Genomic DNA, 16,048 nt, shown 5'->3' on the forward strand with positions numbered 1-16,048 from the left:
GTTCCACCCACCCTACGATTGACCCGTAGGGTGGGTGACAACCCACGTTATTCCGCCGCGATGTCGGAAGACGGGTCTTCCTCGTCATCCTCCGCGTCCAGCAGCTCCATATTCAGGCCCAGGCCACGGACTTCCTTCACGAGCACGTTGAAGCTCTCGGGCACACCGGCCTCGAAGTTGTCCTCACCCTTGACGATCGACTCGTAGACCTTGGTCCGGCCTGCCACGTCGTCCGACTTGACGGTCAGCATCTCCTGCAGGGTGTAGGCCGCCCCGTACGCTTCCAGCGCCCAGACCTCCATCTCCCCGAAGCGCTGGCCCCCGAACTGCGCCTTGCCGCCCAGCGGTTGCTGGGTCACCAGGCTGTACGGCCCGGTCGAGCGCGCGTGGATCTTGTCGTCCACAAGGTGGTGCAGCTTCAGCAGGTACTTCACGCCGACGGTCACGGGGCGTGCAAACTGCTCGCCCGTGCGCCCGTCGAACAGGACCGACTGGCCGCTTTCGTCGAAACCGGCGCGCTTCAGCGCGTCGTTGACGTCAGGCTCCTTCGCCCCGTCGAAGACCGGCGTCGCGATCGGAACACCGCGCGTGACGTTGCCCGCCGCCTCGATCAGCGCCGCCTCGTCCATGTTGGCGATGCCCTCGTCATAGACATCGTCGCCATAGGCGTGGTGCATCGCCTCGCGCACAGGGGTAAGGTCGCCGGTGCGGCGATAGTCCTGCAGCGCCTCGTCGATCTTGATGCCAAGGCCGCGCGCAGCCCAGCCCATGTGAGTTTCAAGGATCTGTCCCACGTTCATACGGGACGGAACCCCCAGCGGGTTGAGGCAGAAGTCGACCGGCGTCCCATCGGATAGGAACGGCATGTCTTCCATCGGCACCACCTTGGAGATCACACCCTTGTTGCCGTGACGGCCGGCCATCTTGTCGCCCGGCTGCAGCTTGCGTTTCACGGCGATGAAGACCTTGACCATCTTCATCACGCCCGGCGGCAGGTCGTCGCCCCGGCGCACCTTCTCGACCTTGTCCTCGAACCGCGCGTCAAGCGTGCGCTTTTGCGCCTCGTACTGGTCATTCAGCGCCTCGACGATCTGCGCATCCTTCTCGTCCTTCAGAGCCAGCTGCCACCACTGGCCACGGCTCAGCGTGTCCAGCAGTTCCTCTGTGATTTCCGAGTTCGCCTTGACGCCTTTGGGGCCTTTCACGGCGGTCTTGCCAAGGATCAGAGATTTCAGACGGGCATAGATGTTGCGATCCAGGATCGCGAGCTCGTCGTCGCGGTCGCGAGCAAGGCGCTCGACCTCTTCACGCTCGATCTGAAGCGCACGCTCGTCCTTTTCCACGCCGTGACGGTTGAAGACGCGAACTTCCACGACAGTGCCGTAGTCGCCCGGTTTCACCCGCAGCGAGGTGTCGCGCACGTCCGATGCCTTCTCACCGAAGATGGCACGCAGAAGCTTTTCTTCCGGCGTCATCGGGCTTTCACCCTTCGGCGTGATCTTACCCACAAGGATATCGCCCGGCTCCACGTCGGCGCCGATATAGACGATGCCCGCCTCGTCGAGGTTGCGCAGGGCTTCCTCGCCGACGTTGGGGATGTCGCGGGTGATCTCTTCCGGTCCCAGCTTGGTGTCGCGGGCGGCCACCTCGAATTCCTCGATATGGATCGAGGTGAACACGTCGTCCCGTGCGATCCGTTCGGAAATCAGGATCGAGTCCTCGAAGTTGTAGCCGTTCCACGGCATGAACGCGACCAGCACGTTCTTGCCCAGGGCCAGTTCGCCCAGGTCGGTCGACGGGCCGTCGGCGATCACCTCGCCCTTTTGCACCGTGTCGCCCACCTTCACCAGCGGCTGCTGGTTGATACAGGTGTTCTGGTTCGAGCGCTGGAACTTGCGCATCCGGTAGATGTCCACGCCCGGGTCGCCGATCTCCAGGTCCTCGGTCGCCCGGATCACGATCCGGCTCGCATCCACCTGGTCGATGACACCAGCCCGGCGCGCCAGCACGGACGCGCCCGAATCGCGGGCCACGACGCCCTCGATCCCGGTGCCGACCAGCGGCGCCTCGGAGCGCAGAGTCGGAACCGCCTGCCGTTGCATGTTCGAGCCCATCAGGGCGCGGTTGGCGTCGTCGTTTTCCAGGAACGGAATCAACGAGGCCGCCACCGACACCAGCTGTTTCGGGCTGACGTCGATCAGGTCCACGTGATCCACCGGGGCCAGCATGTATTCGCCGGATTGCCGGGTGTTGACCATCTCGTTGACGAACTTGCCCGCATCATCCAGCGACGCGTTGGCCTGCGCCACGGTGTGACGCATTTCCTCGGTCGCCGACATGTAGGTCACGTCGTCGGTCACCTGCCCGTTCGCCACCTTGCGATAGGGCGTTTCGATGAAGCCGTACTTGTTGACCCGCGCGAACGTGGCAAGGCTGTTGATCAGACCGATGTTCGGGCCTTCCGGCGTCTCGATCGGGCACATCCGGCCATAGTGCGTGGGGTGAACGTCGCGCACCTCGAAGCCCGCGCGCTCGCGCGTCAGGCCGCCCGGTCCAAGCGCCGACAGGCGGCGTTTGTGCGTCACTTCCGACAGCGGGTTGGTCTGGTCCATGAACTGGCTGAGCTGGCTTGAGCCGAAGAACTCGCGCACGGCGGCCGCGGCCGGTTTCGCGTTGATCAGGTCCTGCGGCATCACCGTGTCGATCTCGACCGACGACATCCGCTCCTTGATCGCGCGTTCCATCCGCAGCAGGCCGACACGGTACTGGTTTTCCATCAACTCACCGACCGAGCGCACCCGGCGGTTGCCGAGGTGGTCGATATCGTCGATGTCGCCCTTGCCGTCGCGCAGTTCCACCAGCGCCTTGACACAGGCAACGATGTCCTCGCGGTCCAGCGTGCGCTGCGTGTCCGGCTTGTCGAGGTTCAGGCGCATGTTCATCTTCACCCGGCCCACGGCGCTCAGGTCATAGCGCTCGGAGTCGAAGAACAGCGTATCGAAGAGGGCACTTGCGGCTTCCTCGGTGGGCGGCTCGCCCGGGCGCATGACGCGGTAGATGTCCATGAGCGCGGTTTCGCGGTTCATGTTCTTGTCATTCGCCATGGTGTTGCGCATGTACGGGCCGACATTGATGTTGTCGATATCCAGCACCGGGATATCGGTGATGCCCGCCTCGATCAGCTCCTGAACGGTGCCGCCGATGATCTCGCCATCCTTGTCGCGCTCGATCGTCAGCTCGTCGCCGGCCTCGACATAGATCGCGCCGGTTTCCTCGTTGATGATGTCACGCGCCACGTATTTGCCCGCGATCTGCTCGTAAGGCACCAGCAGCTCTTTGACTTCGCCGTCGTCAATCAGCTTCTTGACGGCGCGCGGCGTGACCTTCTTGCCCGCTTCGGCAATCACCTCGCCCGACTTGGCGTCGACAAGATCATAGGTCGGGCGCGTGCCGCGCACGCGCTCGGGGAAGAACTTGGTGGCCCAGCCCTTTTTCTTCTTCAGCTTGTAGTCGACCGTATCGTAATAGGCCGTCATGATGTCTTCCTGGTCCAGCCCCAGCGCATACAGCAGGGTGGTCACAGGCAGTTTGCGGCGGCGGTCGATCCGGGCGAACACGATGTCCTTGGCGTCGAACTCGAAGTCCAGCCAGCTGCCGCGATAGGGAATGATGCGGCAGGCGAACAGCAGTTTGCCGGACGAATGCGTCTTGCCCTTGTCGTGGTCGAAGAACACGCCCGGCGAACGGTGCATCTGGCTGACGATCACCCGCTCGGTGCCGTTCACCACGAAGGTGCCGTTGGGCGTCATCAGGGGCATGTCGCCCATGAACACGTCCTGTTCCTTGATGTCCTTCACGGACTTCGCGCCGGTGTCTTCATCCACATCGAACACGATCAGACGCAGCGTCACCTTCAGCGGTGCGCTGTACGTCATGTCGCGCTGCATGCACTCCTCGACGTCGTATTTCGGCTTTTCCAGCTCGTAATCGACGAATTCGAGCACCGCGGTCTCGTTGAAATCCTTGATCGGGAACACCGACTGGAAGACACCCTTGATGCCCTCGCCGTCCATGGGCTCGGGCTGGTCGCCGGATTTCAGGAAAAGATCATACGAGGATTTCTGCACCTCGATGAGGTTCGGCATCTCCAGAACTTCGCGGATTTTGCCGTAATATTTACGAAGACGTTTCTGGCCAAGAAAGCTTTGCGCCATGTGACAAGTCACCTTTCATTTCTCACCGGTCCTGCACGCTGTCGGGCCACAGCGGCAGAGCCACCCGAGAGAGGCGGGAACGATCCATTCTTGGTCCCAATCCCACAAGGGACCACCCGATCGTTGAACCTCGCCTGAGAGAACCCCTTGTCCCGGACTTGATCCGGGACCTTCCGGACTTGATCCGGGACCTCCCGGATTACCGCGACCGGCCGCAAGGGCCTCTCTGAGACAGGTTCGGCTGGACCGGGATTTTGCCCGGTCCAGCCTGATTTCATACGATCCCGCCCCGGATTTGATCCGGGACATCGTCACGCCGGCAGGAGATCCCGGATCAGGTCCGGGATGATCCCGCCGACATTGGGATCACTTGAGTTCGACTTCGGCGCCAGCTGCTTCCAGCTTGCCCTTGATCTCGTCGGCTTCGTCCTTGGAGACTTGCTCCTTGACGGCCTTGCCACCGGCTTCGACCAGGTCCTTGGCTTCTTTCAGGCCCAGGCCGGTGATCGCGCGGACTTCCTTGATCACATTGATCTTGGAAGCACCGGCCGACTTCAGGATGACGTCGAATTCGGTTTGCTCTTCGCCGCCGCCTGCGGCATCGTCGCCGCCTGCCGGGCCCGCCATCATGACCGCGCCGCCGGCCGCGGGCTCGATGCCGTACTCGTCTTTCAGGATGGTTTTCAGTTCTTGTGCTTCGAGAAGCGTCAGACCAACGATCTCTTCAGCAAGTTTTTTCAGATCAGCCATTTTTCAGCTCTTTCCGTTCTAAGATGTGTTCCAACGTCGGTATTGCAACCCGTACGCAGGACTTGCAGTTGCTTACGCTGCTTCCGCCTTCTCTTCGATGGTCGAAAGGATGCTCGCGATGTTGCTTGCAGGTGCGCCGATCGCACCGGCGATGTTCGAAGCGGGTGCGCCAAGCATGCCGGCGATGGTGGAGATAAGCTCCTCGCGCGACGGCAGTTTCGACGTGGCTTCGACACCGGCCCGGTCCAGGGCCGTCTCACCCATGGCGCCACCAAGGATTTCAAACTTCTTGTTGTCCTTGGCGAAACCTTCCGCGACCTTGGCTGCTGCCACGGGGTCTTCGGAGAAGGTGAGCACGGTCATGCCCGAGAGGTAATCGGCGATGCTTGCGCAAGGCTTGCCCTCAAGGGCGATCTTTGCGAGCCTGTTCTTGGCAACGCGAACAGATGCTTCGGCCTCGCGCGCACGGGCGCGCAAGTCTTGCATCTCCGCAACTGTAAGGCCTTCGTAGTGGGCAACCACAACGACGCCAGAGCTTTCGAAGATCTGGCCGAGTTCGTCGACCACTTTCTCTTTCTGGGCTCTATCCACAGTTTCACTCCAAATTTGGGGGTGTCCCCCGGCTCAGTACCACCGGGCCACTCACGACCCGGCAAAGGGTCCGCTAACGGGGCTGAGCCAGTCGGGGCACGCCTTGATACCAAGGAGAACCTCGAGAATTCTGGTCTTTCCCGTCTCGGGCAGGAATTATGACCGGCAAATCCCGGTCACCCACCGTCTCGGACGAAACACAAATGGCCCGACGAATCGAGCCATACGTGCAAGGCCGGTGTTTATGCCGCATGGCGGCAAATGCCAAGGGGGAAATTCATCGTCTGCCACGACAGGCAAACATGCGCGGATCGAAACGATCTCACGCAGCGTGGGCGACACTCTGACACGCCGGCGCCCGACGCGCAAGTCTCGACCCGAAAACGCCGCGCCGCCCGGGCCTCCGACCGGTACCGAGAAACGCAGGTGTTGAAAAATTAACGATTTCCTGCCTCGCTCGCGCCTTCTTTCTCCTTCTGATTGTATCAAGGATCCCGGTGCGCCGATCGCCCGGGACCAAACGCTTGATATGAGGCACGACATGCACCTGCTCGCAGTAGATGACGAACCGGCCATCCTCGACCTGCTGGAACTTCTGATCACGCAGGACGGCAGGCACACCCTGTCCAAGGCCCCCTGCGTGGTCGACGCGCTCGGCGTGGTGGCCGACCCGGACGGTCAGCCGATCGACTGCTTTCTGGTCGACATCCAGATGCCCGGAACCAACGGCATAGATCTCTGCCACATCCTGCGGGATCGCCCCGACCACCAGCTGACACCGATCGTCATGCTGACCGCGATGTCCGACAAGGCATCGCTCGATCAGGCCTTCGCGGCTGGCGCGAGCGACTTCATCCCCAAGCCCTTCGACATCGACGAACTGCGCCAAAGGATCGCCCTGATCGAAAGCCTTGTCGCCAAGTCCGAAATGCCGTCGACCGACACGACCCCGCCGGACGCCGAAACCATTGCGGCGGGAGGCGACGGCCCCCTGCCCCTGGACGTCCAGTTCCATCCGCAAGACATCGACGGCGTGATCGATCACCGCGCGCTGCAAAATTACGTCGCCGTCATGGCCCGCAAGAAGGTTTTCGGCTCGGCCGCCTTCGCCATCGGCATCAACGATATCGCAGACCTTCACGCCCGGTGCACCGCCTACGAATTCGAATGCCTCGTAACCGATATCTGCGAAGCGATTTCGGTTCTGCTCGAAGGGCACCAGTTCCTGGTCGCATATACCGGAAACGGCGAATTCCTCTGCGTGGTCGAGGACGGATGGCGATCCGGCTTCGACCAGATCGGCCAGAGATTGCAAGCCATCCTGCAGCGCGTCGATTCGCATTTCAACGATGGCAGGCCGATGAACGTCACGGCTACCATCGGCGACGTGACCCCGTTCGAATGGAAGCCCGGCAGCACCGGCACCGAGGCGCTCGTCGCGGCGCTTGAAAGCGCCCGGCGGAAACGCCTGGACGAGAATGACGGGCCGGAAGAAAGCTGGCCCGGCAAGGCCAGTGCATCTGGCTGACGACCCTGCCTTCAACGGAAAAGGCCCCCGAAATTCTCGGGGGCCTTTTCAATTTCGAAACGTGTCCGCTTACTCGGTTACGGCGCTTTCGATCGCGATGCTGACGCCCGGACCCATGGTCGAGCTCAACGCCACCTTCTTCATGTAAGTGCCTTTCGCGCCGGCGGGTTTCGCCTTTTGCACGGCATCGATGAAAGCGCGGACATTCTCGACCAGCTTGCCTTCGTCGAAGGACGCCTTGCCAACGCCTGCGTGCACCACACCGGCCTTCTCGACCTTGAATTGCACTTCACCGCCCTTGGCGGCCTTCACGGCGTCGGCCACGTCCATCGTCACCGTGCCGACCTTGGGGTTCGGCATCAGGTTGCGCGGGCCCAGCACCTTGCCCAGACGGCCCACGATGGGCATCATGTCCGGCGTCGCGATGCAGCGGTCAAAGTTGATCTCACCGCCCTGGATGGTTTCCATCAGGTCCTCGGCACCGACGATATCGGCTCCGGCCTCCTTGGCCTCGTCCGCCTTGGCGCCACGGGCGAAGACGGCAACGCGCACGTCCTTGCCGGTGCCGTTCGGCAGGCCGACAACGCCACGGACCATCTGGTCGGCGTGGCGCGGGTTGACGCCCAGGTTCACGGCGATCTCGACGGTCTCGTCGAACTTCGCGCTGGCGTGGTTCTTGACCAAAGCGACAGCCTCTTCGACCGTGACGTTGTGCTTGTCCGCAAAGGCTTCGCGGGCGGCGCGGGTACGTTTTCCAAGTTTCGCCATCTTACTTCACCTCGATGCCCATGGACCGCGCGGACCCTGCGATGATCTTCATCGCGGATTCGACGTCGTTCGCGTTCAGGTCTTTCCACTTCGCTTCCGCGATCTCGCGCAGTTGCTTGGGGCTCACCGTGGCGACGCTTTCGCGCCCCGGGGTCTTGGAGCCCGATTTCAGCTTGGCGGCCTTCTTCAGGTAGTACGACGCCGGCGGCGTCTTGATGTCCATTTCAAAGGACTTGTCCTGATAGTAGGTGATCACGGTCGGGCACGGTGCACCGGGCTCCATCTCCTGCGTCTTGGCGTTGAACGCCTTGCAGAATTCCATGATGTTGATGCCGCGCTGACCCAGCGCCGGACCAACCGGCGGGGACGGGTTCGCTTGTCCGGCAGGCACCTGAAGCTTCATGGTGCCGGCAAGTTTCTTGGCCATTGGCCTTCTCCTTCTCAAACAGCCTCGGGACGCGTCCTTAGGCCTATGTTGATGTGGTCAGGTCCGACGATCGCGACCGCCTCGCCTCCCACATGGATGAATCGCCCCTCGGGGCAATTGCGGCGACATACAAGCGAAGGGGCGCATTTGCAAGCGGGCAGTATCTAACGCCCTAATGTCCGTTTCGAGCCCAAGTTAACGTCTATCGTAGGGTGGGGTTTCACCCCACCACGACGGGGACTGTGGGGTGAAACCCCACCCTACAAGGACTGTGACACGTCCGCTTTGTCCCCCAAAGCGGACCACCACCTTACCCCTGCTTGGTCACCTGGGTGAATTCCAGTTCCACCGGCGTCTCGCGGCCGAAGATCGACACCGTCACCTTCAGGCGCTGGTTGTCGTCGTCCACTTCCTCGACCATGCCATCGAAATCCTCGAACGGGCCGTCGTTGACCTTGACCTTCTCGCCCACTTCAAAGCTGACCAGCAGTTTCGGCGCGTCCTCGCCTTCCTGCACGCGGTTCAGGATCTGGTTCACCTCGGCGTCGCGCATCGGCATCGGGCGGCCCTGCGGCCCCAAAAAGCCGGTGACGCGGTTGATGGAGTTGATCAGGTGATAGCCCTGGTCCGACATTTCCATGTGCACGAGCACATAGCCCGGCATGAAGCGCCGCTCTGCGGTCACCTTCTTGCCGCGGCGCACCTCGATGACCTCCTCGGTCGGCACCAGAACCTCGTCGATATCGTCTTCGAGGCCTTGTTCGGCCACGGATTGCCGGATCTGCTCTGCGATCTTCTTTTCGAAATTGGAAAGAACGCTGACCGAATACCACCGTTTCGCCATGCTGAGCACCATCCCTCGTTGCCCGGGTCCTGCCCGGAAAGTTCATATTCCGAAGGGCCTTTCCGGCCCAAACCACCTTCCAGAAACAATTCAGCGCGCGGGCCGAATCGCCGCGCGCTGCTGGAAGTGTCGGGTCAGTTACCGCCCTTTGGCCTTCATTTCAAGGCTCAAGCGTCAAATTTCGCGCGCCTCAGCCGAAGAGGCCAAGCAGACCTTCCAGGCCACTGCGGATCGCCAGGTCGACCAGCGCGAAGAAGACCGCCGTCAACGCAGCCATGATGAAAACCATGACCGTTGTCAGCAGAACCTCGCGCCGGGTGGGCCACACGACCTTGGCCACTTCCGCGCGGACCTGCTGGATGAACTGAAGCGGATTTGTAACGGCCATCGGTGCGCGTCTTTCTTCGTTGGAAACCTCGTGACGCGCGACATACGCCGCGCGCGCCACGAATTCAAGAGCCGAGACCGCGCGCGGCGTGCCCGAAGCGAAGCTTGTGGCCTTCCCGCCGGTCGCGGGCGATCAGCTCTCGCGCGCCTCGGCAGCCAGCCGGTCGAACGGGTCGGGCCGGTTCTCGTCCGGGTCGTCCGCACCGGAGAAATCCGGCAGCGCAAGCCGCTCGGCCCAGGAGGCCGGCAACCAGTCCAGCAACCGATCGAACTTCTCGGCAAAGCGATCGGCCCGTTGCCGCACGCGCTCCGCCAGCTCGGGATTGCGGGAATGCAGCCTATGCCACGCGCCGCCGATGATCTCGCCCCATCTGTCGGGGCCGAGGCTCAGGTAGGCGATCAAAACCAGCCACACCAGCAGCAAGGCCACCAGTGGCACCATCAGCGGGCGATAAAGCACAAGCGCCGCGACCACGGCCCAGGCGACATGTTTTTTCGTCGGTCGATACGTGCGCAGCCAAACCGGCAAACGCATGGCCGTCCGCGTGCGAACTGGCGCTGCCGTCTCGGATGCGGCCGGCCTCGCAGGCGCGCACTGCGGCGTCTCCGCGACTGTCCGCCGGGGCAAGGTCAGGCGCGGCATCCGCACATGCGGCAGGTGCAGGCGCGGCAACCGCAGCCGCCCCCGCGGGGGCGACACCTCTGCAGACGCCGCGGCCCGCTCGGCCTTCAGGATCTGCGCAATCGATTCCCGCACCGGCTCGCGCCGTGGCAGCGTCGGCTCATCATAGGTCAGGACCTCTTCCTGCGGCGCGATATCCGGCAGTCGTTCCGGCGCCGCACGGCGTTTTTCCTCGATCAGCAATTGCCGGATCAGGGTGTCGGCGTTGTTTTCGATATCCGTCGCGGCGCCCGCATCCACTGCCGGCGTCCCCGGCAGCTCTTCGCTGCGGATGTATAGATCGTTCCGAAGCGCCGGCCGGCGCGTATCTGTCATGCTCATGGCAGCACTCATTTACGGTTCCACGCCCCCACGCGGTGACCGCGTCAGGCCCTTCCCCGAAGGTCCGCATCGCGATTCATGGTGATGCTAGGGCTGAAATGCGGCTGAATAAAGGCGTTGCCGGGGCGGAAAATTGGCCGGTGCATCCATGGGCAGAGCACACTTCCGGCCTGCCATCATCTGGTTGTCACAAAACCCCTCTAATCGGGGCGGACCGGCCGGTGCCTTGGTGCCCCGGCCCATCGCCTTTGCTCAAACCACTGACGGGAGACCTCAATGAATTCCAATCGCATCCTCGCGGCCTCCACGGCCATCGCGCTGGTCGCACAGCCGGTGCTGGCCGCCGAAAAGACCGAATTTCAGTTCTGGCACGCCATGGGCGGCGACCTGGGAGAACGCGTCGACGCAATGTCGGCCAAGTTCAATGAAGGCTCCGACACCTGCAGGGTCAACCCGGTCTACAAGGGCAACTACACCGAGAACATGACTGCCGCCATCGCCGCCTTCCGCGCCGGCGAGCAGCCCCATGTCGTTCAGGTCTTCGAGGTCGGCACCGCCACCATGATGGCCGCCGGCGACAACGGCGCGATCTATCCCGTCTACAAGCTTATGGAAGATGCCGGAATCGACTTCGATCCGTCCGAATACCTGCCCGCCGTGATCTCCTATTACACCGACACCGACGGCAACCTGCTGTCCCTGCCCTTCAACAGTTCCACCCCCGTCCTGTGGTACAACAAGACCGCGCTCGACGCCGCCGGTGCCGAGATCCCCACCACCTGGGACGAGGTCGAGGAGGCGGCCCGCAAGCTGAAAGAGAACGGCGTCGAGAAACCCTTCTCCTTCGGCTGGCAGTCCTGGGTCAACATCGAGAACTACTCGGCCTGGCACGACCTGCCGATGGCGACACAGGAAAACGGCTTTGCCGGTCTCGACACCGAATTCACCTTCAACAACGAGAACGTGGTCAACCACATCCAGCGCATCGCCGACATGGGCGACGAGGGCCTTTTCGCCTATGGCGGACGCCGCGGCGACAGCCGGGCGCAGTTCGTCAACGGCGAGACCGCACTCTGGATCAACTCCTCGGCCTATTACGGCGGCTTCAAGGACGAGATCACCGATTTCGAGTTCGGTCAGACCATGCTGCCGCTCGATACCGCCGTGGCCGACGCACCGCAAAACTCGATCATCGGCGGCGCCACACTGTGGGTCCTGCAAGGTCATGAGCAGCCCGAATACACCTGCGTCGCCGAGTTCTTCAATTTCTTGTCCTCGCCCGAGCAACAGGCCGAATGGCACCAGGGCACGGGCTACGTTCCGATCACCACCGCCGCCTATGAACTCAGCCGGGAACAGGGCTTCTACGAGACCGACCCGCTGACCGACACCGCCATCAAGCAGCTGTCCCTGAATACGCCCACCCCGGCGTCCAAGGGGCATCCGCTTCGGCAATTTCGTCCAGGTCCGCGATGTCATCAACGAAGAGCTCGAAGCCGTCTGGGCCGGTGACAAGTCCGCGCAGGAGGCACTGGATGCCGCCGTCGAGCGCGGCAACGCGCTGCTGCGCAAATTCCAGGACGCCAACTCCTAAGGCCGCGTAGGGTGGGTTTCAAACCCACCCTACCCCACTCTAATCATGCAGAAACGCGTCGTTTTCCGCTCCCGGTGGCTGCCCTATGCTCTGGTCGCCCCGCAAATCGCGATCACCCTCGTCTTTTTCTTCTGGCCCTCCTACCAGGCGCTGGAAAGCTCGTTCTTTCTCGAGGACGCGTTCGGCTTCTCGCGCGACTGGGTCGGCCTGCGCAACTACGAGGCGCTGTTCAACGATCCCTCCTACCTGCGCTCGTTCAAGACCACATTGATCTTCGGCTTCTCCGTGGCTTTCCTCGCCATGGCCCTGTCGCTGGGCCTCGCCGTCGCCGCCAACCGCGTCATCCGCGCCGCCACCACCTATCGCACCCTGCTCATCTGGCCCTACGCCGTGGCTCCCGCGCTCGCGGGCGTGATCTGGTACTTCCTGATGAACCCCTCCTTGGGCATCGTCGCCTACTGGCTGGGCGAAGTTGGCATCGACTGGAACCACTACGTCAACGGCGACCAGGCCCTCCTGATGGTCATCGTCGCCGCCGCGTGGAAACAGGTCAGCTACAATTTCCTCTTCTTCCTCGCCGGACTGCAGTCCATCCCCAAGTCGCTGATAGAGGCCGCCGCCATCGACCGCGCCGGCCCCGTGCGCCGGTTCTGGTCGATCACCTTTCCGCTCCTGACGCCCACCACCTTCTTTCTGCTGGTGGTAAACCTCGTCTACGCCTTCTTTGACACGTTTTCGCTGATCCACGCGACGACCGAAGGCGGCCCCGCCGACGCCACCTCGATCCTCGTCTTCAAGGTCTACGCCACCGGGTTCGTCGGCCAGGATTACGGCGGCTCGGCGGCGCAGTCGGTGATCCTCATGGCCCTCGTCATCGCCATGACCTTCATCCAGTTCCGCTATGTCGAGCGCAAGGTGAACTACTGATGGTCGAGAACCGCCCCTTCCTCACCTTCCTTACACACGCGGCGCTGATCCTTGGTGTGACCTTCCTGTGCTTCCCGGTCTGGATGGCGCTCGTCGCCTCCACCCACGGGCCCGACGCGCTGGCCCGATCGCCCATCCCCCTGTGGTTCGGCGATCAGGGCTGGCAGAACTACAGCCAGCTTCTGACCATCGGCCTGCCCGAGGCGGGCGGCGTGCCCCTCGGACGCATGATGCTGAACTCCCTCATCATGGCTTTGGCCATCACTATCGGTAAAATCGCCATCTCGATCATCTCGGCCTATGCGATCGTATATTTCCGCTTTCCCTTCCGCATGGGCTTTTTCTGGATGATCTTCGTCACCCTCATGCTGCCGGTCGAGGTCCGCATCCTGCCGACCTTCGACGTGGTGACGAAACTGGGGATGCTGAACTCCTACGCGGGCCTGACGATCCCCCTAATCGCCTCGGCCACCGCCACCTTCCTCTTCCGCCAGTTCTTCCTCACCGTCCCGGATGAACTGGTCGAGGCCGCCCGAATCGACCGCGCCGGGCCCGTCCGCTTCTTCCTCGATATCCTGCTACCCATGAGCCGCACCAACATCGCGGCGCTCTTCATCATCCTCTTCATCTACGGCTGGAACCAGTACCTCTGGCCACTGATCGTCACCACCGAAGAGGACCTCTACACCATCGTCATGGGCATCCAGCGCATGACCAATTCCGGCGAGGCCCTGCCCGTCTGGCACTTCATCATGGGCACCGCCATGCTGGCGCTGATCCCGCCTGTGCTGGTCGTCGTCGCCATGCAGAAGCTCTTCGTCAAAGGGCTCGTGGACAGTGAGAAGTAATCAATGGCCAACCTGAACCTCTCCCGGCTGGGCAAGACCTATCCTGGCAACGTCATCGCCGTCTCCGACGTCTCGGCCGAGATCGAACACGGCGAATTCATCGTCCTGGTCGGCCCCTCGGGCTGCGGCAAATCCACCATCCTGCGCATGATTGCGGGGCTGGAAACGATCACCACTGGCGACCTTCACATCGGCAAGCGCCACGTCAACGGGCTGGAACCAGGCGATCGCGACATCGCCATGGTGTTCCAGAACTACGCCCTCTATCCGCACATGACCGTGCGCAAGAACATGGAATACGGGCTGAGAAACGAGGGCCTGCCCCGCTCCGAGATCGACACCAGGATTGCCGAGGCCACGCGCACCCTGCGCCTCGAGGACTACCTCGACCGCAAGCCCCGCCAGCTTTCAGGCGGCCAGCGCCAGCGCGTCGCCATGGGCCGCGCCATCGTCCGCGACCCGGCGGTGTTCCTCTTCGACGAGCCGCTGTCGAACCTTGATGCCAAGCTGCGCACGCAACTCCGGGCCGAGCTCAAATCCCTGCACCAGCGCCTCGGCGCCACCTTCATCTACGTGACGCACGATCAGGTCGAGGCAATGTCCCTCGCCCACCGGATCATCATCATGTCACAAGGCCGCGTGGAACAGATCGGCACGCCCATGGATCTCTACCACCGCCCTGCCACACGCTTCGTGGCCGACTTTATCGGCACCCCCGCCATGAACATGTTGAACGCCACTCTGTCCCGCGATCAGGCCTCGGCAACGCTTGCCGACGGCACGGCGATACCTCTGCCCGCAGCGATCTCAAGGCCGCCCGGGGCGGCACTCACGCTCGGCCTGCGCCCCGAGCACCTCGTGGTGGGGCACGCCGGCCCCATCACTCTGGCGCTCAGGTCCGTCTTCACCGAACATCTCGGCGCCGACACGCTGCTGCATGCCTGTCTTGGAGACAGCGACACGCCGGTCATAATGCGCCTCAACGCCGCCGACGCCCCTGCCGCGGGACACATGCTCACCGCCAGCGCCACCCCCGACAAAATGCACGTTTTCGACGCCGTCACCGGGGCACGGATCGCGACCTAGAGTTTCAGCTCGACTCGGTCGCCATCCGTCCCGCGCCTGTCCGCTGCGCGCGGCAATCAGGACGCGTCGTTCTTGGCGTTCGCGCTCTTGCGAAAGATGCGGTCCTGCACCTTCGAGATCGGCGGCAACAGCATGTCTTCGCTGGTTCCAAGGCTGCCGACGAACCGCCGGATCAGGCCGATGGCGATATCGGGTGCCAACATCCGCTTGTTCGACAGCGCCGACACGTTCAGCACCAGGTCCCCCGGCGACAGGACGCTGTGCGCCACCTCGTAGCTGTGGAACGCGTCTCGAATGCGCGCCTGCAAGAGGTTCGGCACGATATGGTTCCGCACCACCACAAGGCAGATGAACTTGCCGTAGCCCACATAGGACAGCGACGCCCCGCTGGCCGGAAGGGTCTTGCCGATGATGTTCGCCACCGCCTCCACCACGTCCAAGAACTCCGCCTGACTCAGGCGTGAGCCAAGGTTCTCGATCCCTTCGATCTCGATCGACAGCAGGGTCATCGCATAGACACCCTCGCTCAAGCGCAGCAGACGGTTCTCCAATTGGAAATAGTCGCGCATGTTCGGCACGTTCGAATAGGTGATCCGCATCGACGGGTCGAACTGGCCAGCCTCGGGCGCGGTCTGCAGCGCAGTCTTCAGCGCCAGGCGGCTCTCGGCCTCGCTCTTCAATGTCTCGACCAGCAGCATCGCGATCTGGATGCGCACCCGCAGGTCCAGATGCTCGATGGGCTTCATCATGTAGTCGGTCGCCCCTGCATCGAACGCCTCGTTCATGTGCAGCTTGGCCGCCGCCGAGGTGATCATGATGATCGGCGCGATCCGGTATTGCGACATTTCGCGGATCCGCGAGCACAGCTCGATCCCGTCCATGCCGCCCATCTTGATGTCCAGCAGGAAGCAATCGAACGGATAATCCTGCTCGGCAATGATCTCCAGCGCCTCCTCGCCCGATGCCGCCGTGGTGACATCGTCGAACCCCATCTCCCTGAGGTGTTCGGTCAGCAGCGCTATGATGATTTCTTCATCGTCGACAACCATGATTCTCATGGGGCACATCCCTTCATTAACGA

General features: G+C 62.7%; 13 protein-coding genes and 1 pseudogene. 5 read left to right on the forward strand and 9 right to left on the reverse strand.

Translation table 11 applies throughout. The annotated features are described in order from the left end of the window. Nucleotides 1–47 precede the first annotated feature (47 nt). The 3 genes from rpoB to rplJ all read right to left on the reverse strand — a co-directional run bounded on the left by rpoB (nt 48) and on the right by rplJ (nt 5,555). Nucleotides 48–4,214 (reverse strand): DNA-directed RNA polymerase subunit beta, encoded by a 4,167-nt coding sequence (gene rpoB, locus ACSQ76_RS17270; protein WP_437157537.1) that lies wholly within the window; start codon nt 4,212–4,214, stop codon nt 48–50. 366 nt (nt 4,215–4,580) lie between these two features. Continuing rightward, on the reverse strand, nt 4,581–4,964 hold the full coding sequence (gene rplL / locus ACSQ76_RS17275) for a 50S ribosomal protein L7/L12 (protein WP_222452564.1): 384 nt from the start codon (nt 4,962–4,964) through the stop codon (nt 4,581–4,583). A 72-nt stretch (nt 4,965–5,036) separates the two neighbouring features. Then, nucleotides 5,037–5,555: a 50S ribosomal protein L10 gene (gene rplJ / locus ACSQ76_RS17280; protein WP_103762104.1), complete on the reverse strand. Its 519-nt coding sequence runs from the start codon at nt 5,553–5,555 to the stop codon at nt 5,037–5,039. A 541-nt stretch (nt 5,556–6,096) separates the two neighbouring features. On the opposite strand from rplJ, the gene ACSQ76_RS17285 reads away from it, so the two are divergent. Next, on the forward strand, nt 6,097–7,083 hold the full coding sequence (locus tag ACSQ76_RS17285) for a response regulator (RefSeq protein WP_437157538.1): 987 nt from the start codon (nt 6,097–6,099) through the stop codon (nt 7,081–7,083). Nucleotides 7,084–7,152: 69 nt separating this feature from the next. Here the strand turns inward: ACSQ76_RS17285 and rplA are convergent, their stop codons facing one another. From rplA to ACSQ76_RS17310, 5 genes are all read right to left on the reverse strand, one after another. Beyond that, nucleotides 7,153–7,851 (reverse strand): 50S ribosomal protein L1, encoded by a 699-nt coding sequence (gene rplA / locus ACSQ76_RS17290; RefSeq protein ID WP_306130833.1) that lies wholly within the window; start codon nt 7,849–7,851, stop codon nt 7,153–7,155. Between the two features lies 1 nt (nt 7,852). Continuing rightward, a complete protein-coding gene (gene rplK / locus ACSQ76_RS17295) occupies nt 7,853–8,278 on the reverse strand; it encodes a 50S ribosomal protein L11 (protein WP_152473760.1) in 426 nt (141 codons plus the stop codon). A 310-nt stretch (nt 8,279–8,588) separates the two neighbouring features. Next, nucleotides 8,589–9,122: a transcription termination/antitermination protein NusG gene (gene nusG / locus ACSQ76_RS17300; RefSeq protein ID WP_306130832.1), complete on the reverse strand. Its 534-nt coding sequence runs from the start codon at nt 9,120–9,122 to the stop codon at nt 8,589–8,591. A gap of 190 nt (nt 9,123–9,312) precedes the next feature. After that, complete coding sequence (secE, locus tag ACSQ76_RS17305; RefSeq protein ID WP_057796846.1) at nt 9,313–9,510, reverse strand: preprotein translocase subunit SecE; 198 nt, start codon at nt 9,508–9,510, stop codon at nt 9,313–9,315. Nucleotides 9,511–9,642: 132 nt separating this feature from the next. Beyond that, nucleotides 9,643–10,512: a hypothetical protein gene (locus ACSQ76_RS17310; protein WP_437157539.1), complete on the reverse strand. Its 870-nt coding sequence runs from the start codon at nt 10,510–10,512 to the stop codon at nt 9,643–9,645. A 276-nt stretch (nt 10,513–10,788) separates the two neighbouring features. Between ACSQ76_RS17310 and ugpB the strand changes: the two are divergent. The 4 genes and pseudogenes from ugpB (at nt 10,789) to ACSQ76_RS17330 (ending at nt 14,967) form a co-directional block, all read left to right on the forward strand. Further along, nucleotides 10,789–12,106, forward strand: a pseudogene (gene ugpB, locus ACSQ76_RS17315) (sn-glycerol-3-phosphate ABC transporter substrate-binding protein UgpB). 45 nt (nt 12,107–12,151) lie between these two features. Further along, complete coding sequence (gene ugpA, locus ACSQ76_RS17320; protein ID WP_306130829.1) at nt 12,152–13,033, forward strand: sn-glycerol-3-phosphate ABC transporter permease UgpA; 882 nt, start codon at nt 12,152–12,154, stop codon at nt 13,031–13,033. Next, nucleotides 13,033–13,881 carry a sn-glycerol-3-phosphate ABC transporter permease UgpE gene (gene ugpE, locus ACSQ76_RS17325; RefSeq protein ID WP_306130828.1) on the forward strand — a complete coding sequence of 283 codons (849 nt, stop codon included), beginning with the start codon at nt 13,033–13,035 and terminating at the stop codon, nt 13,879–13,881. Before ugpA ends, ugpE begins: the two co-directional genes overlap by 1 nt. Before the next feature lie 3 nt (nt 13,882–13,884). Beyond that, entirely contained in the window at nt 13,885–14,967 is a 1,083-nt protein-coding gene (locus tag ACSQ76_RS17330; RefSeq protein WP_437157540.1) for an ABC transporter ATP-binding protein, read from the forward strand. Between the two features lie 56 nt (nt 14,968–15,023). On the opposite strand, the gene ACSQ76_RS17335 is transcribed toward ACSQ76_RS17330, so the two are convergent. Continuing rightward, on the reverse strand, nt 15,024–16,025 hold the full coding sequence (locus tag ACSQ76_RS17335) for a response regulator (protein ID WP_437157541.1): 1,002 nt from the start codon (nt 16,023–16,025) through the stop codon (nt 15,024–15,026). Between the last annotated feature and the right edge of the window lie 23 nt (nt 16,026–16,048).

The sequence above is a fragment of the Roseovarius sp. B08 genome (assembly GCF_051417955.1).
GTDB lineage: Bacteria > Pseudomonadota > Alphaproteobacteria > Rhodobacterales > Rhodobacteraceae > Roseovarius.